Raw genomic sequence first — 20,390 nt, forward strand, 5'->3', positions numbered from 1 at the left:
TTCGCGCATGAACGACCGCCCCGACGACCTTCGCCCGATCCTGCGCATCGACTTCCCGCCCGAGGACCGGCTCGGGCGCGGCAAGATCATGCTTCTGGAACACATCCGCGAGACCGGATCGATCTCGGCGGCCGGCCGGGCCATGGACATGTCCTACCGCCGGGCCTGGTTGCTGGTCGATGCCTTGAACCGGATGTTCAAGGAGCCGTCGGTCGAAAGCCAGCGTGGCGGCAAACAGGGCGGTGGCGCGGCGCTGACCCCTTTCGGCGAGACGCTGATCCGCCGCTATCGCGAGATGGAGGCAAAGGCGCGGGCGGCGATTGCCGACGATCTCGCCTGGCTGGAGGACGCGCGCGATCCCGACCAGACGCCGGTCAGTGATCGATCGCCACGGACTTGATGATGGCGTGGATCGGCTTTCCCTGATGCAGTTGAAGCGCATCGCGTGAAAAGCTGGTGATGCGCGATGCGATCGTCGTGCCGCCGCAATCGACCCTGATATCGACGCTGCCATTCTCGCCCGGTGTCATTTCGACGATTGTCCCCTCCAGCACGTTGAGCGCGCTGATGCCCTCAGGGCGGGCCGTCGCCAGCATGACGTCGCGCGCGGCGATATGCAGGCGCAAGGCGTGTCCCGGCGCGAGGTCGATTTTCGGCACCCGGATCAACCGCTCGCCGACGCGCACCGTCGTCAGGTCATGCGTGGTGTCGTGCGTCTCGACCACGCCTTCTAGCAGAACGCCCGCTTCGCGCAGGCCGGTGGCGACCGTCGCTGCCGGCGCGCTCAGCACGTCGGCAGCCGCACCCGAGGCCTTCACGCGGCCATCTTCGAGCACCACGACCCGCTGGGCGAGACGCGCGACTTCGCTGACGGAATGGCTGACATAGACGATCGGGATACCGGCATCGTCGCGCAAGCGTTCGAGATAGGGCAGGATTTCGGCCTTGCGGGCCTCGTCGAGGGCGGCGAGCGGTTCGTCCATCAGAAGCAGGCGCGGCGCGGCCAGCAAGGCGCGGCCGATGGCGACGCGTTGGCGTTCGCCGCCCGACAGGGCCGAGGGGTTGCGCTCGAGCAGATGGCTGATGCCGAGCATCTCGACGATGCGTGTCGTGTCGGCTGCCTTGCCTTGCTTGCCGGCAAACCAGCGGCCATAGGCAAGGTTGCTGGCGACGCTCAAATGCGGGAACAGCCGCGCTTCCTGGAACACGTAGCCGAAACGGCGGCGATGCACTGGTGTGAAGATCCGCCGCTCGCTGTCGGCGATGATGTCGCCGTCGAGCACCACGCGGCCGCTTTCAGGCTTCATCAGGCCCGCGATGATGTTGATGAGCGAGGTTTTGCCCGAGCCCGAACGGCCGAACAGCGCGGTGACGCCGCCATCGGAGGTGAAAGCGGCGTCGACGGAGAAATTTCCGAGCCGGTGGCGGGCTTCGACGAGAAGGGTCATGCGGCAATCGTCCGCTTGGCGGCAGCGTTTGCCAGCAGTTCCGAGAGCATCAGCGCCGCCATGGAGATGATGACCGAGATGATCGTCAGGCGCATGGCGCCGGCGTCGCCGCCCGGCACCTGGGTGAAGGTGTAGATCGCGGCCGACAGCGTCTGCGTCTCACCGGGGATGTTGGAGACGAAGGTGATCGTCGCGCCGAATTCGCCCATCGCCTTGGCAAAGGCGAGAACCATGCCGGCGATGATGCCCGGCAGGATCAGCGGCAGGGTGACGGTGAAGAATACCGAGACGGGTCCCGCGCCGAGCGTGGTTGCCGCATCCTCGAGCTTGCGGTCGACCGCCTCGATCGACAGCCGGATGCTGCGCACCATCAGGGGAAAGGCCATGACGGCGCAGGCAAGGGCAGCGCCGGTCCAGCGGAAGGAGAACACCAGACCGAAATGTTCGGCAAGAAAGGCGCCGATCGGTCCGCGACGACCAAACAGCAGCAGAAGCAGAAAACCGGTGACGACCGGCGGCAGGATCAGCGGCATGTGCACGAGGCCGTTCAGCACCGTCTTGCCCCAGAAGCGGCCGCGCGCGAGCAGCATTGCGACGCCGAGCGCAAAGGGCAGGCTGCAGATCATCGCGACGGTTGCCACGCGCAGGCTCAGCAGGATCGCCGTCCATTCCGCGTCGCTCAACTCCAACCAATCCACCGTCTTGCCACCCCCGGTCGAATTCTCCGGCGCCGCGAGGTTCGCGGCGCCGGAGCAAGATAGATGCTTCGCCCGTTCATGCACAGGCGAGGCAGCGGTTATTTCAGGATGGTGAAGCCCTGCTTTTCAAAGAGTGGTGCTGCCTTGTCGGACTTGATGAAGTCGACATAGGCGGCCGCATCGGCGCTCTTGCTGTCCGCAGTGATCGCGATCGGGTAGATGATCGGCGGGTGGCTTTCTTCCGGGAAGGTGCCGACGACCTTGACGCCCGGATCGGCTGCAGCGTCGGTCTGGTAGACGATACCGTAGGGCGCTTCGCCGCGCGAAACGAGCAGCAGTGCCGCACGCACGCTCTCCGCGCCGGCAACCTTCTGTTCGACGGTCGACCAGACGCCGAGCTTTTCAAGCGCTGCCTTGCCGTACTTGCCGGCCGGCACGGAATCGACCGCACCCATCGCCAGGCGGCCGTCGCCGACCAGCGCTGCGAGGTCAAAGCCTTGCTTTATCTCGACCGGCTGCGCATCTGCCTTGCCCGAAACCAGAACGATGCGGTTGCCGAGCAGGTTGGCGCGGGTGTCGTCCTTGATCAGCTTCTTCTCCGCCAGATAGTCCATCCAGGCGAGATCGGCGGAGATGAAGACGTCGGCGGGTGCGCCCTGTTCGACCTGCTTGGCAAGGGCCGAGCTTGCCGCATAGGAAACGGTCGTTTCCTTGCCGCTTTCCTTCTGCCATTCGGCGTTGATCGCATCGAGCGCGTTCTTCAGGCTCGCGGCGGCAAAGACGGTTACCTTGTCTTCGGCCATGGCGGCGTTTGGCGCGTAGGTAACGCCGGCCCAGGCGACGCCGAGGGCGAGCACCAGACCCTTCAGCAATTGTCTGCGTTGTTTCATCATTATTGCCTCCATCAAGTTCGTGATATTTTTCAGGATATAACGATATTTCCTCCTGATTAGCGTTGTATCTGTTGAAATACAATGCTGTTGGAGCGCGCTAGTAAAAGCCGTGAAACAAGCGGCTCGGTGCATGATTGCCGCTTGCGGTGTCGGGCGATCGGCCTAAATTCCGGGGCGCAAGCGGATGAAACGAAGCGGAGGTGGCATGGAAACGGCAGTGAAGCTCGAAGAGAGCTGGAAAGCGGCACTGGAGCCGGAATTTTCCAGCCCTTACATGGGCGATCTCAAGCAGTTCCTTCTCACCGCGCGCAACGAAGGACGGCAGATCTTTCCGCGAGGATCCGAGTATTTTCGCGCCCTCGATCTGACGCCGCTCGACAAGGTGCGTGTCGTCATCCTCGGACAGGATCCCTACCACGGCGACGGCCAGGCGCACGGGCTCTGCTTCAGCGTACGCCCGGGCGTGCGCACGCCGCCGTCGCTGGTCAACATCTACAAGGAACTGAAGACCGACCTCGGCATTGCGCCGGCCCGTCACGGCTTTCTCGAGAGCTGGGCAAAGCAGGGCGTGCTGCTTCTCAACAGCGTGCTGACCGTCGAGCGCGGGCAGGCTGCCTCGCATCAGGGACGCGGCTGGGAGCGCTTCACCGATGCGATCATCCGCGCCGTCAACGAAGCCGATCACCCTGTGGTGTTTCTGCTCTGGGGGTCCTATGCGCAGAAGAAGGCTGCCTTCGTCGATCGTTCGCGCCATCTGGTGCTGCGGGCGCCGCACCCATCGCCGCTGTCTGCGCATTCCGGTTTTCTCGGCTGCCGGCATTTCTCTCAGGCCAATGAATTCCTCGTCTCCAAAGGTTTCGAGCCGATCGACTGGACGCTGCCCGAAAATCCGGAGGCGCCTTCGTCGCCCTGATGTCATCGCGCTGGCGACCGAAGCCCTGTCGCGCGTGGAGCTTGCGTCTCAACCGCCGATCCGCCAAAGACACAGGTCAGGCCTACGCGCCAGTTCCGGCGCGCGACGGTCGCTGCAACACTTAGACGAACGGCAGGGACGCCCGTGCGAAAACTTCTGATCATCGGCATCGGCTCCGGCAATCCGGAGCACATGACCGTCCAGGCGATCAACGCGCTCAACCGCGCCGACGTGCTGTTCATCCCGACCAAGGGCGAGAAAAAAACCGAGCTTGCCGAAGTGCGCCGCGAGATCTGCGCGCGCTACGTGACACGCGCCGACAGCCGCACGGTCGAATTCGCCGTGCCGGTCCGCCGAACCGAAGGCGTCAGCTATGACGGCAGCGTCGACGACTGGCACGCCCGCATCGCCGAAATCTACGAGCGCCTGATCGGCAGAGAACTCAGCGAAGACGGGATCGGCGCCTTTCTCGTCTGGGGCGATCCGATGCTCTATGACAGCACTATTCGCATCGTCGAGCGGGTGAAGGCACGTGGCAAGGTCGCTTTTGACTATGACGTTCTGCCCGGGATCACCAGCTTGCAGGCGCTCTGCGCCAGCCACCGCATCCCGCTGAACCTCGTCGGCAAACCGGTCGAGATCACCACCGGTCGCCGGCTTGCGGAGAGTTTTCCCGCGCGGAGCCAGACCTCGGTCGTCATGCTTGACGGCGAGCAGGCATTCCAGCGGATCGAGGACCCTGAAGCCGAGATCTATTGGGGCGCCTATCTCGGAACGCCGGACGAAATCGTCATTTCCGGCCGCCTTTCCGACGTCAGGGACAAGATCCTGGCGGCGCGGGCGCAGGCGCGCGAGCGGATGGGGTGGATCATGGATATCTATCTGTTGCGCAAGGGTGCCGATTTCGACGAATAGGCGCGGCTGCCCCTGCATTCTCAGGACTTTTGCCGTCGCCTTTGATCTCTCTCAACGTCGGTCACTGTGTTATAGCGTCAGGTGAAGAACGAGCCCTCTGACGAGGGCGGATGCGAGGAGCGACCGAGACCTGCCGATGACCCTGTGCGCCGTGCCGACACCGCCGATGACTGACGTCGCCGCCTCCATGCGTCGCGGGGCATGCCCGTCGCTTGCAGCCCCGATGCAGACCGGCGATGGTCTGCTGGTGCGGTTGCGCCCGCTCGACGGCAGCCTGACGCTTTCGCAATTCTCCGCTGTCGCGGAGGCCGCGAGCCGGTTCGGCAACGGCCTCCTGGAAATCACCGCGCGCGGCAATCTGCAGGTTCGCGGGTTGATCGCATCAACGGTTCCCGCGCTTGCCGAGGCGATCGGCGAAGCGGCAATCGTGGTGCCCGATGGCGTGGCGATCGAGACGCCGCCGCTTGCCGGCATCGACCCTGAAGAAATCGTTGACCCTCGGGCGCTCGCCGCGACGTTGCGGGAGGTGATCGCTGCGCAAGGGGCTGCCTTAAAGCTGGCGCCGAAGCTCGCCATCATCGTCGATGGCGGCGGCCGGTTCCATCTCGGCGATACCATGGCCGACTTGCGACTGCAGGCCGTCGGGCGCAGCGATGACGTCTGGTGGGAGCTATCGCTTGCCGGGACAGCGGCGACGGCGAAGCCCGTCTGCGCGCTTCGAACCGAAGCTGTCGTGCCGGTCGTTATCCGGATTCTGGAGGCCTTGGCGGCCATCGGTCCGGCGGCGCGTGGCCGCGATCTGGACATCGATGCAGTGCGGGCGCTCTGTCCGCCGGGCGCCGGCCAGGTGCCGTTCGCTCCAGCTTTGGCGCCGGCCTCTTCCGTTGTCGGCATGCACGATCTCGGTTCGGCAGGCACAATTCTCGGCCTTGGGCTTGCCTATGCACAGATCGACGCCACCAGCCTGATCGCTTTTCTGCAGCAAGCAAGCGAGCTTGGCGGGCGCGGAATTCGGCTCGCCCCAAGCCACGGCTTTTTCCTGCTGGGCCTTGAGCGTGCGGCGGCAGCAATCGTTCAGCGTCTGGCGCTTTCGCAGGGCTTGCGGATCGCACCCGACGACCCGCGAAACCACATTGCCACCTGCGCCGGCAGCACCGGCTGCGCATCCGCATGGATGGACACCAAGGCGATGGCGCGGCTATGGGTGGAAACGGTGCCGGATCTCTTCGACGGTTCGCTGACGGTGCATCTGTCCGGTTGTCTCAAGGGCTGCGCCCGCCCGAAGGCGTCGGCGCTGACGCTGGTGGGTGCGCCATCAGGATATGGGCTTGTCGTAAATGGGGCGGCGAAGGATGGCGCGAATGCCTACACCGATGAAAATGGAATGAAATCCGCTCTGGAACGGCTGGCCGGCCTGGTGCGAGAAAACAAAGACGCTGGCGAATCGGCGCGGTCCTGTCTTACACGGCTGGGTGCCGCGCGCGTCTCGGCTGCGTTCGAACAGGGATAGAAATGCCTGAGTATGATTACATCCGGGATGGCAACGCCATCTATGAGCGTTCCTTCGCCATCATTCGGGCAGAAGCCGACCTTTCCGCCTTTTCCGAGGAGGAAGCCGATCTCGCGGTGCGCATGGTCCATGCCTGTGGCCTGGTCGAGGCGTCGAAGCAGTTCGTGTTCTCTCCCGACTTCGTCACCGCCGCACGCAGCGCGCTTCAGAACGGTGCGCCGATCCTCTGCGATGCCGAGATGGTGGCGCGCGGCGTAACACGCGCACGTCTGCCTGCCGGCAACGAGGTGATCTGCACGCTTCGCGATCCGCGTACGCCGGACCTCGCAGCCGAGATCGGCAATACGCGTTCGGCCGCGGCGCTGAAGCTCTGGAGCGAACATATGGCCGGCTCCGTCGTCGCCATCGGCAACGCGCCGACGGCGCTCTTTTACTTGCTGGAAATGCTGCGCGATGGCGCGCCGAAGCCGGCGGCTATCATCGGTATGCCGGTCGGCTTCGTCGGCGCGGCCGAATCGAAGGATGCGCTGGCGGAAAATTCCTATGGCGTGCCGTTCGCGATCGTGCGCGGCCGCCTCGGCGGCAGCGCCATGACGGCTGCGGCCCTCAATTCGCTCGCGAGGCCGGGCCTGTGAGCGGCGCGGTCATGGGCCGATTGATCGGCGTCGGCACGGGGCCTGGCGACCCGGAGTTGTTGACGGTCAAGGCCGTCAAGGCCTTGGGCGAGGCGGATGTGCTTGCGTATTTCGCCAAGGCGGGACGCAGCGGCAATGGCCGCGCCGTCGTCGAGGGGCTGTTGAAGCCGGGTCTTCTCGAGCTGCCGCTCTACTATCCGGTCACCACCGAGATCGACAAGGATGACGGCGCCTACAAGAGCCAGATCACAGATTTCTACAACCTGTCCGCCGAGGCGGTCGCGCAGCATCTCGAAGCCGGCCGAACCGTCGCGGTCTTAAGCGAAGGCGATCCGCTGTTCTATGGATCCTACATGCACCTGCATGTGCGGCTGGCCGGACGTTTCCCGGTTGAAGTCATTCCAGGCATCACTGCCATGTCCGGCTGCTGGTCGCTGGCCGGCCTGCCGCTGGTGCAGGGCGACGACGTGCTGTCCGTACTTCCTGGCACCATGGCCGAGGCCGAACTTGGGCGCCGGCTGAAGGACACGGAGGCCGCCGTGATCATGAAGGTCGGGCGCAACCTGCCGAAGATCCGCCGGGCACTTGCCGCCTCCGGCCGGCTCGACCGGGCCGTCTATGTCGAGCGCGGTACGATGAAGAACGCGGCAATGACGTCACTTGCGGAAAAGCCCGATGACGAGGCGCCCTATTTCTCGCTGGTGCTCGTTCCCGGATGGGAGGACAGGCCGGGATGGAAGGACAAGCCATGAGCGGCACGCTCTATGTCGTCGGCACCGGTCCCGGCAGTGCCGCGCAGATGACGCCCGAGACGGCCGAGGCCGTCTCGCAGGCGCAGGAATTCTTCGGCTATTTCCCCTATCTCGACCGCCTGAATCTCAGGCCCGACCAGATCCGCATCGCGTCGGACAATCGCGAGGAACTTGACCGTGCACAGGCAGCGCTGACGCGTGCAGCGGCCGGCGCCAAGGTCTGCATGGTCTCGGGCGGCGACCCAGGTGTGTTCGCGATGGCGGCTGCCGTCTGCGAGGCGATCGACAAGGGACCGGCAGAATGGAAGTCGGTCGATCTGGTCGTGACGCCGGGCGTGACCGCGATGCTCGCCGTTGCAGCGCGCATCGGTGCGCCGCTCGGCCATGATTTCTGCGCCATTTCGCTTTCCGACAATCTGAAGCCCTGGGAGGTCATCACCAAACGGCTGAAGCTTGTGGCGGAAGCCGGTCTGGTGATCGCGCTCTACAACCCGATCAGCAAGGCGCGACCGTGGCAGCTCGGTGAAGCCTTCGAGATCCTGCGTGGCGTGCTGCCGGCGTCGGTGCCGGTGATCTTCGGCCGCGCCGCCGGTCGGCCGGACGAGCGTATCGCGGTGATGCCCCTCGGTGAGGCCGATGCCAGCCGTGCCGACATGGCGACCTGCGTCATCATCGGCTCACCGGAGACGCGCATCGTTGAACGCGAAGGCAAGCCGGATCTGGTCTACACGCCGCGCTTTTTTGCCGGAGACAGCCAGTGATCGATGCGTTCGAGTGCGGCATCGCAGTCGCCGACCGACGGTACGTCGGCGGGCTTGCGGCGCTCGACCATGATCACCGCAACCCCCAGCTTGCGGGCCGCCGCGATCTTGCCATAGGTGGCAGCGCCGCCGCTGTTCTTGGCAACGATCACGTCGATACGATTGGCCTTCAGCAGTTCGATTTCGTCCGGTTCGGCGAACGGGCCGGTGGCAAGGATCGCCGCCGCATCGGGCAGCTTCAATGGCGGGCTCACCGGGTCGACGCTTCGGATGACGTAGCTGTGCTGCGGTGCTGCCTCGAAATGAAAGGCCTCCTGCCGACCGATGGCGAGAAAGACACGGCGCTTCGTTTCGCCAAGGGCGGTCACCGCCTCGGCGACGCTGCCGACGCCGGTCCAGTCGTCGCCGGCTTGCGCCTGCCATTCCGGACGGCGCAGCGAAAGCAGCCGCACGCCCGCGGCCTTTGCGGCCATCGCGGCATTGTGCGAAATCCGGGCTGCGAAAGGATGCGTCGCATCGACGACCAGCGCGATCTCTTCGGCAATGAGGAATGCCGCGAGCCCCTCGGCGCCGCCAAAGCCGCCGACCCGGGTCTTGACCGGTTGCGGACGCGGATCGGCCGTGCGGCCGGCAAGCGAGATCGCGGTTTGATAACGCGTATCGCCGGCAAGGCGGGATGCCAATTCGCGGGCTTCGGTCGTCCCGCCAAGAATCAAAACACGAGGTTTTTCCATGGCTGAGGTGTCGAACAGCGATCCGGCCATCGTCTCCCCCTGGTTGACCATCATCGGCATAGGCGAGGATGGTGTAGCCGGTCTCGGCGACGAGGCCAAGCGGCTGATTGCGGCTGCACCTGTTGTCTATGGCGGCGCTCGCCACATGGAGTTGACGCACGCGCTGATCCGGGGCGAGGGGCGCGTCTGGCAAAGCCCGTTTGGCCGTTCGGTCGATGAGATTGTTGCGCGTCGCGGCACCCCGGTCGTCGTGCTCGCCTCGGGAGACCCGTTCTTCTTCGGTGTCGGCGCCACGCTTGCGCGCCGCGTTGCTGCGGCGGAGATTCGCACGCTGCCCGCGCCTTCCTCCTTCAGCCTGGCCGCCTCGCGCCTTGGCTGGGCACTGCAGGAGGCGACACTCGTGTCGCTGCACGGACGGCCGATCGACCTGGTGCGGCCGCATCTGCAGCCGGGCAACCGGGTGCTGGCACTGACATCGGATGGAACCGGACCGAAGGCGCTCGCCGAGCTCTTGACCGAAAACGGCTTCGGTCAGTCACGCCTGACGGTTCTGGAGGCGCTGGGTGGCGCCGGCGAACGCGTGACGACGCAGATTGCCTCGCTCTTTATGCTCGGTGTCGTCCATCCGCTCAACGTCTGCGCCATCGAAGTGGCCGCCGATCAGGGCGGCCGGGTGCTGCCGCTTTCGGCCGGGCGCGACGACCTGCTGTTCGAACATGACGGCCAGATCACCAAGCGGGAAGTGCGGGCGCTGACGCTGTCGGCTCTCTCGCCGCGCAAGGGCGAACTGCTCTGGGATATCGGCGCGGGCTCAGGCTCGATCGGCATCGAATGGATGCTGGCCGATCCGGCGATGCGGGCGATTGCTATCGAGGCTTCGCCCGAGCGTGCGGTGCGTGTTGGCCGCAATGCAGAGGCGTTCGGCGTGCCCGGCCTGATGGTCGTCCAGGGCAAGGCACCCGCAGCTCTGTCAGGTCTTTCACGCCCCGATGCGATCTTCATCGGCGGCGGCGGCAGCGAGCCGGGTGTCATGGACGCGGCCGTTGCCGCGCTCGGTGACGGCGGCCGGCTGGTTGCCAACGCGGTTACGACAGAAATGGAAGCTGTGCTGCTGCAACGCCACGCCAAGCTTGGTGGCTCGCTGATCCGCATAGATATCGCCCGGGCGCTGCCGATTGGCGGAATGACCGGCTGGCGGCCGGCGATGCCGGTGACGCAATGGTCCTGGACGAAGAGCTAGAGAGTTCTGCGGGCGGACTTGCATCAGACAAAGAGAATGGGGCGGTTCCGCATTTGCGTGAACAGCGCCTAGAACGTTCGGAGAGACACATGACGGTACATTTCATCGGCGCAGGCCCAGGAGCTGCGGATCTGATTACGGTTCGCGGTCGCGACCTCATCGGACGCTGCCCGGTCTGCCTTTATGCCGGGTCGATCGTCTCGCCCGAGCTCTTGCAGTATTGCCCGCCCGGTGCCCGCATCGTCGACACGGCGCCGATGTCGCTCGATGAGATCGAGGCGGAATATGTGCGCGCGGCGGAAGCTGGCGAGGATGTCGCCCGGCTGCATTCCGGCGATCTTTCCGTCTGGAGCGCGGTCGCCGAACAGATCCGCCGGCTGGAGAAGCATGGCATCGGTTACACGATGACACCGGGTGTCCCGTCCTTCGCGGCCGCTGCTGCAGCACTTGGTCGTGAACTGACAATTCCCGCCGTCGCCCAGAGCCTGGTGCTGACGCGGGTGTCTGGCCGTGCCTCGCCGATGCCCAACACCGAGACGCTTACCGGCTTCGGCGCCACCGGCGCGACGCTTGCCATTCATCTGGCAATCCATGCGCTCGACCAGGTGGTCGAGGAGCTGACGCCGCTTTATGGCGCAGAATGCCCTGTCGCGATCGTCGTCAAGGCGTCGTGGCCGGATGAACGGGTGGTGCGGGGAACCCTCGGCACGATCACAGCCAAGGTCGCCGAAGAGCCGATCGAGCGCACCGCGCTGATCTTCGTCGGTCCCGGTCTGGAAGCGTCGGATTTCCGCGAAAGCTCGCTCTACGATCCCGCCTATCAGCGGCGTTTTCGCGGGCGCGACGCGCTATAAATCTACTCTTCGGTTTCTTTTGAAACCGGTTCGGGAAGCGGCTTCTGCTTCAGCGGCACGCCGCGTCGTTCCTCGACGCGGTCGCGGTAAAGGGCGGCCTGGCCAAGCAGCATCAGCGTGACCGGCGTGGTCATGATGACGAAGACGATGATCAGGACCTCGTGGAACACCCAGCGGTTCTGCAGCACGGCAAAGCAGATCATCGAGGCGGTGCAGATGAGGATGACGCCGCCGCTGGTGGCAAGCGTCGGCGCGTGCAGGCGGGTGTAGAAATCCGGCAGTCGCAGCAGGCCGATCGAGCCGATCAGTGCATTCGCCGCGCCGAGAAGAACCAGCACGCAGACGATGACGGCAGCCCAGGTCGGAAGGTCGGTCAGATGGCTCATTCGATCACCTCCCCGCGCATCAGGAACTTGCCAAAGGCGATCGATGAGACGAAGCCGATCAGCGCGACGATCAGCGCGGACTCGAAATAGATGCTGTTGGCGGTGCGGATGCCGAAGGTCAGCAGCATCAGCATGGCATTGATGTAGAGGGTGTCGAGGCCGAGGATGCGGTCCTGTGCCCGGGGTCCCTTGACCATGCGGTAGGCCGCGAAGGCCATGGCAAGCCCGATCATGATCTGGGCTGCCAGGATCGACCAGATGATTGCAAGCTCCGTCATCCGAACATCTCCTTCAAACCGGCCTCGTAGCGCTTGACCGTCTGTATCCAGACCTCCTCGTTCTCCATGTCGAGCACGTGGAAGAGCAGCGATTTCCGGCCGCGATCATATTCGAGCCAGGCAGTGCCCGGGGTTGCTGTCATGATGCAGGCGAGCAGCGCCAGCGCGTTTTCATCCTCGATATCGATGTCGACCGTCAGGAAGCCCGAGTTCGGGGCGCGGCGTCCGACGCGCAGGATGACGCGTACAACCGCGATGTTGGAGCGGATGACGTCGACGAACACGCTGGCGCCGAAGCGCAGCGTGCGCAGGATCCGACGTGGATGCGAGCGCGCCGGGTGAAGCTTGAGCGTCACCCAGGCGAGCGCGATGCCCAGGATCGTGCCCATGACGATGGTGCCGGGCGCGACGGACTGGTTGAGCAGCATCCAGATGATCAGCAGGCCGATGGACAAAAGCGGGTAGGGGAACCAGGTGCGCATCGGTTACTGCCCTCCCACGCGCGGCGCCGTCAGGACGCGCTCTGTGTAGCCCGAGGGGTTGAGCAGCGAATCCGCCGTCGCCTGCATGTAGCGCATCGTCGGCCCGGCCTGCAGGCTGAGGAAGATGCAGGCGCCGAGCAGCACCACGACCGGCGCGATCTCGATGACGAAGACCCGCGGCACGGTGTTCTCGATCGAGGCCCAGAAGGTGCGGATACCGACGCGGTTCATGGCGATCATGGCGGAAAGGCCAGACAGGATCAGCAAGGTGACATAGGTCCAGTCTGCGGCCGAAAGCGCCGGTGTGGGTTCGGCGCCGGAGAGGCCGAAGAGACCGCTCAGGATGGCGAACTTGGCAACGAAGCCGGAAAGCGGCGGCAATCCTGCCAGCAGAAGTGCGCACAGGCAGAAGCAGAGGCCGAGCACAGCCATGGTGCCGGGTATGGCGGCACCAGCTTCATCGACCTCTTCGTCTTCGTCGGCATCACCATAGGCTTCCATCGTCACCGCCAGAACGTCGGCGCCGGCGTCGCGGCCGCGCTCCACCAGTTCGATCAACAGGAAGAAGGCCGAAATCGTCAGCGTCGAGCTGACGAGGTAGAACAGCGCGCCGGCAATCATGCTCGAATGCCCGAGGCCGATCGCCGCCATCAAGGTGCCGGAGGAGACGAGCACCGAATAGGCGGCGAGCCTCGCCATCGCCTGGGAGGCGAGCACGCCGATCGCGCCGAAGGCGATCGTCAGCATGCCGCCGATTACGAGCAGCGTCTGGCCGAAGCCGGCGGAAACCCCGGCATTGGCGCCGAAGACGAGCAGCGACAGGCGCAGTATGACGTAGATGCCGACCTTGGTCAGCACGGCAAAGACGGCCGCGACCGGCGGCGTCGCCGCCGAATAGGCGGTCGGCAGCCAGAAGCTCAAGGGCCACATGCCGGCCTTGACCAGGAAGGCGACACCGAGGATGCCGGCGCCGACTTCGACCATCTGCCGGTTTTCCGGCGAGATCGTCGAAAGCTTGATGGCGAGATCGGCCATGTTGAGCGTGCCGGTCGCGCCATAGATCAGGCTGACGCCGATCAGGAAGAGCGAGGAGGCGGCAAGGTTGATCGCGACATAGTGCAGGCCGGCCTTGACGCGCAGCGGACCGGATCCGTGCAGCAGCAGGCCATAGGATGCCGCCAGCATGATCTCGAAGAAGACGAAGAGATTGAACAGGTCGCCCGTCAGGAACGCGCCGTTGAGGCCGGCGATCAAGAGCTGGAACAGCGAATGAAAGTGATGGCCGGCGGTGTGCCAGCGGGCGATCGAATAGACCTGGGCCGCAAGCGCCAGGCCGCTCGTCAGGCAGAGCATCAGCGCCGATAGCCGGTCGAGAACCAGAACGATCCCGAACGGCGCCGGCCAGTTGCCGAGCTGGTAGACGCTTGTGCCGGCAAGGAAGCCTTCGGTCGAGGCGGCTGCGCGCATCAGCACCATCGAGAGCACGAAAAGGACAAGCGTCGAGACGAAGCCCATGACGCCCTTGGCCATGCGGTTGCGCTCGTCGATCGGGATCATCGCCGCGCCGACCATCAACGGGATAAGGATGGGCAGGATGATGAGGTGGTGCAGCCAATTACTCACTGCGCTGCTCCCTTCCGTCGACATGGTCGGTGCCGGTGAAGCCGCGCGAGGCGAGCAGCACGACGAGGAAGAGCGCCGTCATGGCAAAGCCGATGACAATGGCGGTCAGCACCAGGGCCTGCGGCACCGGATCGGTATAGCGCGAGAGATCGCCGACGCCGCCGGGTTCCAGAATGGGAGGCGCGTTCACGCGCAACCGGCCCATGCTGAAGATGAACAGATTGACGGCATAGGAGAGCAGCGACAGACCGATGATCACCTGATAGGTGCGCGGTCGAAGCAGGAGGTAGACGCCTGAAGCGGTGAGGACGCCGATGGCGGCAGACAGGATGATCTCCATTACTTCGCCTCCTTTGCGGCGCGAAGGGCGCGGGCATGGGCACGCGGCGCGCGGATCGACTGGTGCGCGAGCGCGATCAGGATGAGGACCGTTGCCCCGACCACCAGCGAGAAGACACCGAGGTCGAAGAAGATCGCGCTTGCCAGCGGGATCTTCCCGATGATCGGCAAGGCGACGTATTGCGCATGCGAGGTCAGGAACGGATAGCCGAACAGCCACGACCCGATGCCGGTTGCCGCCGCGACGATGATGCCGATGCTCATCCAGCGAAGCGGGTGGATGCGCAGCCGCTCCTCGACCCAACGCGTGCCTCCGGACATGTATTGCAGGATGAAGCCGATCGACATGGCGATGCCGGCGGCAAAGCCGCCGCCCGGCAGGTCATGGCCGCGCAGGAAGAAATAGGCCGCCAGCATGCCGCTGACCGGGAACATCCAGCGCATGATCACCGAGGGAACAAACAGATATTCAGCGACGCTGTCGCCCTTGGCGCGGTCGGGATGATCGTCGTCGAAGGCATTCTGCACCTGCTGCTGTTCCGGCGCCTCCAGGCTGTCGGCCTGCGGACGGAAGCGCAGCAGAAGGGCAAAGACGGTCAGTGCGACGATGGCCAGCACCGCGATCTCGCCGAGCGTGTCGAAGCCTCGGAAGTCGACGAGGATGACGTTGACGACATTGGTGCCGCCGCCTTCCTTGTAGGCGCGCTCGAGGAAATAGCTGGCGATGGTTTCCGGCATCGGTCGGGTCATCACCGTATAGGCGATCAGCGCCACGCCGCCGCCTGCCACAAGGGCAAGCACAAAGTCGCGCAGGCGCCGCAGGCGCACCCGCAGCGAAAGCAGTTCGGATTCCTGGGTGTCCTCGATGCGCTTGGGCAGCCAGCGCAGGCCGAGCAGGATCAGCACCGTCGTGACGATCTCGACGAGGAGCTGGGTGACGGCAAGGTCGGGTGCCGACAGCCACACGAAGGTGATGCAGGTGACGAGACCGGCGCCGCCGAGTAGCACGAGGGCCGCCAGCCGGTGGAACTTCGCCTGGTAGGCGGCACCGACGGCGCAGGCGATGCCGATCGCCCAGAGAAGCGCAAAGGCCGGATCGATGCCACGGACCAGAAGCGGGGGCAGCTCGTAGTGGTTGAGCAGCAGCGGCAGGGCACCGGCCATGATCGCGACGAAGACGAGGAAGCGCATCTGCGGCTGCAGCCGGCGCGTGCCGAGCCTCTGTTCGAGCGAACGCGCCCATTTCCACGAGAGCGTGACCAGGACGCGCTCAAAGATACGCTGGCCGTGCAGCAGACGGAAGACCGGCGGTCCCTCGGTGCTGGTCGCCAGATAGTTGCGCATCAGGAAATAGAGACCGATACCGCCGAGAAGCGCCACGAAGCTCATGATCAGCGGCAGGTTCCAGCCGTGCCAGACCGAAAGGCTGTATTGCGGCGTGCTGGCGCCGAGGATGGACACGACGGCGGTGTGCAGGAACGGACCGATCGTGATCGCCGGAATGATGCCGACGACGAGGCAGGCGAGCACGAGGAATTCGATCGGTGCGCGCATCCAGCGCGGCGGCTCGTGCGGGATCTTCGGCAGGTCGCTCGGCGTCTTGCCGAAGAACACGCTGTGGATGAAGCGCAGCGAGTAGGTGACGGCAAACATGCCGGCAAGGGTGGCGACGTAGGGCGTGATCGTGTCGAGCAGGTTGGCCTGATGCGTCTCGATCGCCTCGGCGAAGAACATCTCCTTGGAGATGAAGCCGTTGAGCAGCGGCACCCCGGCCATGGCGGCGCTCGCGACCATCGCGAGCATGGCGGTCCCGGGCATATAGCGTATCAGTCCGCCGAGCTTGCGCATGTCGCGCGTCCCGGTTTCATGGTCGATGATGCCGGCCGCCATAAACAGCGATGCCTTGAAGGTCGCGTGGTTGACGATGTGGAAGACGGCGGCGACGGCGGCGAGCGGACTGCCGAGGCTGAGCAGCACCGTGATCAGCCCGAGATGACTGATGGTCGAATAGGCGAGCAGCCCCTTCAGATCCTGTTGGAAAATCGCGAAATAGGCGCCGAGAAGCAGCGTCGTCAGGCCGGCGAGCCCGACGATCCAGAACCAGGCCTCGGTGCCGGCCATCACAGGCCAGAACCGCACGAGAAGGAAAACGCCCGCCTTCACCATCGTCGCCGAATGCAGGTAGGCGGAAACAGGCGTTGGTGCGGCCATCGCGTGCGGCAGCCAGAAATGGAACGGAAACTGCGCGCTCTTGGTCAGGGCGCCGAGCAGGATCAGCACCAATGTCGCCAGATAGAGCGGGTGCTCGCGGATCATGTCGCCAGAGGCGAGCACGACGTCGAGATCGTAGCTGCCGACGATGCGGCCCATGATCAACAGGCCGACCAGCATGCAGAGCCCGCCCATGCCGGTCATCGTCAGCGCCATGCGCGCGCCGTCGCGAGCGTGGGCATTGTGATGCCAATAGCCGATAAGCAGGAAGGAGACGATGCTCGTCAGCTCCCAGAAAACCGCAAGCAAGATCAGGTTGCCGGAAAGAACGACGCCCAGCATCGATCCCATGAAGGCGAGGAACAGGGCAAAGAAGCGCGGCACCGGATCTTCCGCCGCCATGTAATAGCGGGCGTAGAGCACGACGAGCACGCCGATCGCGGTCACCAGCACCGTGAACAGCCAGGCAAAGCCGTCCATCCTCAAGGTGAAGTTGAGGCCGAGTTCCGGTATCCAGGCCAGTTCATAGCGAAGAACGCCGCCAGATGTGACGAAGGGGTAGAGGCCGGCCGCAATCAGGAAGCAGAGAAGCGCGATTGCGCCTGCGAACCAGGCTGTGGCGCCGCGTTGATCGGGCGGAAAGAAGATTGCAATGAGGCTTCCCGCGAACGGGGCTAGGATGAAGACAGAAAGCAATTTCCCCGCGTATTCGATCGTACCGTTCCCTTCTCTTGGGCATAATGGAGATTGGGTGCCGAAGCCCCTCAAGGACCATCGCTGATGCAACGGTCGCAGACGATGCCGTCACAGTCCGCTTAGCGGTAACAGCCGTATGTTTTTATGACGATTTTCCCGGGGGCTGCCAAGCCTCGATGGTGGGAAAAATGTGAGATTGCGTCATTTTTGACCAGCTCGGGCACGTGCCGAACCGTCGCGGGCGGATAGCGGCGATGTCAGGCCGCCTGCCACCTGCGCTCGAAAACAAAGGTGGCGAGATCGTTGGCGCTCATCGGCCGGGCAAAGGCATAACCCTGCAGGCCATGACAACCAAGCTCCTGCAGCATGCGGGCATGCTCGAGCGTTTCGACGCCCTCAGCGATCACTTCGATGCCGAGCGACGTGCCGATATCGATGATCGATTCGACGAGGCGCTTTTCGGTCGGCGAATCCAGGATCGGCAGAATCAGCTGGCGATCGATCTTCAGGCGCCGCGGGGTCAGCTTCAACAGGCTGAGGATCGAGGCATAGCCGGTGCCAAAATCGTCGATCTCGATATCGATGCCGAGTTCCTTGATTCGGCGAATGTTCGACAGCACGGTGATGTCGCTCTCGTCGAAGGAGATCGACTCCAGAAGCTCGAAGGAAAGGCGGCCGCGCGGGATCTGCAATTGTTCGAGACGGTCGATCAGCCCTTCATCGTGCAGACGCGCATAGGAGAGGTTGACCGAAACCTTCGGGATATGGATGCCGTTGGCCTGCCAGCGGTAGATCTGGAACAGCGCCTGCTCCAGGATCACCTGGTCGATGGACGCGACGACGTTGATGTCTTCGGCGGTCTTGAGAAAGGTGTGCGGACCCAGCAACCCCTTGGTCGGGTGGTCCCAGCGCGCGAGCGCTTCGACGCCGATGACCTCAAGGGTGCTCGGACAGAATTGCGGCTGGAAATGCGCGATGAATTCCTTGTGTTCCAAGCCGCGAAGGATTTCGTCGGCGGTCTGCTTGGTCTTGAACACGGCGGTCTTCAGATCGCCGGTGAAGGTTTCGTGCCGGTTGCGACCGCGGCGCTTGGCCTCGTAAAGGGCGATATCGGCATTGACGAGGATCTGGGACAGATCGTCGGTCGGTCGGGCTTGAGCGGCTATGCCGATGCTGACTCCGATGCGGCATTCCTGGTCCTTGTAGCGAACCGGAACGCTCATCGCCTCGATGATGCAGGACGCGAGCCGCGCGTCGGGCTCGGTGCTGTCTTCCGGGCGGACGATGACGAACTCGTCGCCGCCGATGCGGGCGACGAAGTCCTTCTCCTTGGCGTTGGTCCGCAGCAGCTCGGCGGCGTGGCGCAGGATTTCGTCGCCTGCGGCGTGACCGAGCGTATCGTTGATCTGCTTGAACCGATCGAGATCCATGTGGAAGATGCTGAGCCTTGCCTCGGCATCGAAATGCTGGCTTCTGTCTGCAAGCACCTGGTCGAGAAACCGGCGGTTGGGCAGGCCGGTCAGCGGATCGTGCAGGGCATTGAATTCCATGCGGTGGCGAGCTGCTTCCAGTTCGGCGCTATGGGCTTCTGCCTGCCGCTTGGCTTCCGACAGCGTGGCACGGGTCTGGATGTCGGCAGTCACGTCCCAGTTGACGCCGACGAACTTCTTGCGCCCATCGGCGCCGTCATAGGCCGAGCCAACCGCACGGATATGGCGCACGGTGTCATCCGGCAGCCGCACCCGAAACTCGGAATTGTAGGAGGCGCCCGAGCGAAGTGCTTCGGCAAACTCCTCCTCGGCATGAGCGACATCGTCGGGATGCAGCGTCGACTTCCAGTCGTCATAGGCCTGACGGACAGATCCCGTCTTGCCGTAGAGTTCCTTCATCCGCTCGTCCCAGAGCAGTTTGCCGCTGGCAATGTCGAGTTCCCAGATGCCGATCTCCGAGGTGTCGAGGGCGATCTTCAGGCGATGCGACAGTTCCTGCAATTGCGCCTTGCTCTGCCTGAGGGCGCGGATGTTGTTCTGGCGCTCGCTCATCAACCGGCCGGTCAGGAGCATCGGCAGGACGATCATCAGTCCGCCGGCGACAATCAGCGCGCGGATGAGCCAGGCGTTGCGCGCGGTGTGCGGCCAACCGCCCTTGGGAATGGCAGCGATGTGCCAGGAGCCTCCCGGCAATAGGACCGTCATCTCCACCGGGGACTGATCGAAGACCTTGGCATTCCCGTAGAAGGCCGTACCGTCGCTGCCCGTCCCGTCGCGGCCGGTGATGGCGATATCGATGCCGAGCGAGGGGGAGAAGAGGCCGCTGTCATTGTAGAGACGATCGACGTCGATGACTGCCGAGACGATGCCCCAGAAGCGGTTGCTGCCGCCGCCCGCTTCGATCGAGACCGGAAAACGACCGATCAGCCCGCGCCCGCCCTGCACCAGATCCACAGGGCCGGCCAGAACCATCTTGCCGGTATCCCTCACCTTCATGACGGCGGCGCGCTGCGCCTCGTTCTTGCGGTAGTCGAGCCCGATCGCCTTTTCGTTGCCTTGCATGGGAAAGGCCATGCGCACGATGAGGTCGGGTGCGGCGGCGATGCTGCGCAATTGGGAGCGTTCGGTGAAGATGCTGCGCGAAAGAGCGGCGAAGCGCTGCTGCCCCATGCCCGGCTCGGTGACAATGGTTCCGATCAGGCCCCGCACGAGCTGGATGTTGCCGTTGATGCTGGCTTCAAGCTTGGAGCGGATCGGGTTGAGTTCGTCGGCGACCTGTGAACGCACGCGCGCTTCGGAGACCACCTGGTTCTGGTTGTCTGCGAGGATGCCAGCCACCAGAACGACGAGAGAGGCGATGATCGCGGGAAGGTAGTTCGGCGTCAGAAACCCGGAGAGTTTCTTTTTCCCGAGATCGAAGGCATGTCTGGCAGGCACAAGATCACCCCGGCGGCATCAGAAGGATACGAAACGACCGGGATGATCCCAAATTGGTATTAACAATTATTGTTTTAGTTCCGGCTTTTATGCTC

At 64.3% G+C, this 20,390-nt stretch carries 20 protein-coding genes; 9 read left to right on the forward strand and 11 right to left on the reverse strand.

The genetic code is table 11. The annotated features are described in order from the left end of the window. Nucleotides 1–7: 7 nt before the first annotated feature. The gene (locus AC1Q80_RS29725) at nucleotides 8–400 is read left to right on the forward strand and encodes a winged helix-turn-helix domain-containing protein (protein WP_176355084.1); all 393 of its coding nucleotides are present in this window, start codon (nucleotides 8–10) and stop codon (nucleotides 398–400) included. Here the strand turns inward: AC1Q80_RS29725 and modC are convergent. The 3 genes from modC to modA all read right to left on the reverse strand — a co-directional run bounded on the left by modC (nucleotide 375) and on the right by modA (nucleotide 3,036). Next, the gene (modC, locus tag AC1Q80_RS29730; protein WP_492362816.1) at nucleotides 375–1,448 is read right to left on the reverse strand and encodes a molybdenum ABC transporter ATP-binding protein; all 1,074 of its coding nucleotides are present in this window, start codon (nucleotides 1,446–1,448) and stop codon (nucleotides 375–377) included. The two genes, AC1Q80_RS29725 and modC, sit on opposite strands and share 26 nt — an antisense overlap. Beyond that, nucleotides 1,445–2,146: a molybdate ABC transporter permease subunit gene (gene modB / locus AC1Q80_RS29735; protein WP_492362817.1), complete on the reverse strand. Its 702-nt coding sequence runs from the start codon at nucleotides 2,144–2,146 to the stop codon at nucleotides 1,445–1,447. Before modB ends, modC begins: the two co-directional genes overlap by 4 nt. 98 nt (nucleotides 2,147–2,244) lie before the next feature. Then, entirely contained in the window at nucleotides 2,245–3,036 is a 792-nt protein-coding gene (gene modA, locus AC1Q80_RS29740; protein WP_492362837.1) for a molybdate ABC transporter substrate-binding protein, read from the reverse strand. Nucleotides 3,037–3,244: 208 nt separating this feature from the next. Here modA and ung point away from each other — a divergent pair, with 208 nt between their 5' ends. The 6 genes from ung (at nucleotide 3,245) to AC1Q80_RS29770 (ending at nucleotide 8,525) form a co-directional block, all read left to right on the forward strand. Next, nucleotides 3,245–3,952 (forward strand): uracil-DNA glycosylase, encoded by a 708-nt coding sequence (gene ung / locus AC1Q80_RS29745; protein ID WP_173423759.1) that lies wholly within the window; start codon nucleotides 3,245–3,247, stop codon nucleotides 3,950–3,952. A gap of 144 nt (nucleotides 3,953–4,096) precedes the next feature. Next, nucleotides 4,097–4,867: a precorrin-6A synthase (deacetylating) gene (cobF, locus tag AC1Q80_RS29750; RefSeq protein ID WP_492362818.1), complete on the forward strand. Its 771-nt coding sequence runs from the start codon at nucleotides 4,097–4,099 to the stop codon at nucleotides 4,865–4,867. A gap of 136 nt (nucleotides 4,868–5,003) precedes the next feature. Next, nucleotides 5,004–6,377 (forward strand): precorrin-3B synthase, encoded by a 1,374-nt coding sequence (gene cobG, locus AC1Q80_RS29755; protein WP_492362819.1) that lies wholly within the window; start codon nucleotides 5,004–5,006, stop codon nucleotides 6,375–6,377. Between the two features lie 2 nt (nucleotides 6,378–6,379). Further along, the gene (locus AC1Q80_RS29760) at nucleotides 6,380–7,012 is read left to right on the forward strand and encodes a precorrin-8X methylmutase (protein WP_492362820.1); all 633 of its coding nucleotides are present in this window, start codon (nucleotides 6,380–6,382) and stop codon (nucleotides 7,010–7,012) included. Further along, a complete protein-coding gene (locus AC1Q80_RS29765) occupies nucleotides 7,009–7,764 on the forward strand; it encodes a precorrin-2 C(20)-methyltransferase (protein ID WP_492362821.1) in 756 nt (251 codons plus the stop codon). Before AC1Q80_RS29760 ends, AC1Q80_RS29765 begins: the two co-directional genes overlap by 4 nt. Continuing rightward, nucleotides 7,761–8,525, forward strand: a complete 765-nt coding sequence (locus AC1Q80_RS29770; protein WP_492362838.1) for a precorrin-3B C(17)-methyltransferase — start codon at nucleotides 7,761–7,763, stop codon at nucleotides 8,523–8,525. The genes AC1Q80_RS29765 and AC1Q80_RS29770 overlap by 4 nt, the downstream gene beginning before the upstream one ends. Here the strand turns inward: AC1Q80_RS29770 and AC1Q80_RS29775 are convergent. Then, complete coding sequence (locus tag AC1Q80_RS29775) at nucleotides 8,489–9,289, reverse strand: cobalt-precorrin-6A reductase (protein ID WP_492362822.1); 801 nt, start codon at nucleotides 9,287–9,289, stop codon at nucleotides 8,489–8,491. The genes AC1Q80_RS29770 and AC1Q80_RS29775 overlap by 37 nt on opposite strands. Here AC1Q80_RS29775 and cbiE point away from each other — a divergent pair. Both cbiE and cobM read left to right on the forward strand, forming a co-directional pair. Continuing rightward, nucleotides 9,258–10,499 (forward strand): precorrin-6y C5,15-methyltransferase (decarboxylating) subunit CbiE, encoded by a 1,242-nt coding sequence (gene cbiE, locus AC1Q80_RS29780; protein ID WP_492362823.1) that lies wholly within the window; start codon nucleotides 9,258–9,260, stop codon nucleotides 10,497–10,499. The two genes, AC1Q80_RS29775 and cbiE, sit on opposite strands and share 32 nt — an antisense overlap. Nucleotides 10,500–10,588: 89 nt before the next feature. After that, nucleotides 10,589–11,353 (forward strand): precorrin-4 C(11)-methyltransferase, encoded by a 765-nt coding sequence (gene cobM / locus AC1Q80_RS29785; RefSeq protein ID WP_492362824.1) that lies wholly within the window; start codon nucleotides 10,589–10,591, stop codon nucleotides 11,351–11,353. 2 nt (nucleotides 11,354–11,355) lie between these two features. Here the strand turns inward: cobM and mnhG are convergent, their stop codons facing one another. From mnhG to AC1Q80_RS29820, 7 genes are all read right to left on the reverse strand, one after another. Continuing rightward, nucleotides 11,356–11,739: a monovalent cation/H(+) antiporter subunit G gene (gene mnhG / locus AC1Q80_RS29790; RefSeq protein ID WP_492362825.1), complete on the reverse strand. Its 384-nt coding sequence runs from the start codon at nucleotides 11,737–11,739 to the stop codon at nucleotides 11,356–11,358. Beyond that, a complete protein-coding gene (locus tag AC1Q80_RS29795; protein WP_176355071.1) occupies nucleotides 11,736–12,017 on the reverse strand; it encodes a K+/H+ antiporter subunit F in 282 nt (93 codons plus the stop codon). The genes mnhG and AC1Q80_RS29795 overlap by 4 nt, the downstream gene beginning before the upstream one ends. Continuing rightward, the gene (locus AC1Q80_RS29800; RefSeq protein WP_173423749.1) at nucleotides 12,014–12,499 is read right to left on the reverse strand and encodes a Na+/H+ antiporter subunit E; all 486 of its coding nucleotides are present in this window, start codon (nucleotides 12,497–12,499) and stop codon (nucleotides 12,014–12,016) included. Before AC1Q80_RS29800 ends, AC1Q80_RS29795 begins: the two co-directional genes overlap by 4 nt. Nucleotides 12,500–12,502: 3 nt before the next feature. After that, nucleotides 12,503–14,146 carry a monovalent cation/H+ antiporter subunit D gene (locus tag AC1Q80_RS29805; RefSeq protein WP_492362826.1) on the reverse strand — a complete coding sequence of 548 codons (1,644 nt, stop codon included), beginning with the start codon at nucleotides 14,144–14,146 and terminating at the stop codon, nucleotides 12,503–12,505. Continuing rightward, nucleotides 14,115–14,462 carry a Na+/H+ antiporter subunit C gene (locus AC1Q80_RS29810; protein WP_173423747.1) on the reverse strand — a complete coding sequence of 116 codons (348 nt, stop codon included), beginning with the start codon at nucleotides 14,460–14,462 and terminating at the stop codon, nucleotides 14,115–14,117. Before AC1Q80_RS29810 ends, AC1Q80_RS29805 begins: the two co-directional genes overlap by 32 nt. Continuing rightward, the gene (locus tag AC1Q80_RS29815; protein WP_492362827.1) at nucleotides 14,462–17,368 is read right to left on the reverse strand and encodes a monovalent cation/H+ antiporter subunit A; all 2,907 of its coding nucleotides are present in this window, start codon (nucleotides 17,366–17,368) and stop codon (nucleotides 14,462–14,464) included. Before AC1Q80_RS29815 ends, AC1Q80_RS29810 begins: the two co-directional genes overlap by 1 nt. 257 nt (nucleotides 17,369–17,625) lie before the next feature. Beyond that, nucleotides 17,626–20,295: a bifunctional diguanylate cyclase/phosphodiesterase gene (locus AC1Q80_RS29820; RefSeq protein WP_492362828.1), complete on the reverse strand. Its 2,670-nt coding sequence runs from the start codon at nucleotides 20,293–20,295 to the stop codon at nucleotides 17,626–17,628. Nucleotides 20,296–20,390 lie beyond the last annotated feature (95 nt).

The sequence above is a fragment of the Ensifer sp. GW823-FHT05D09 genome, assembly GCF_058795755.1.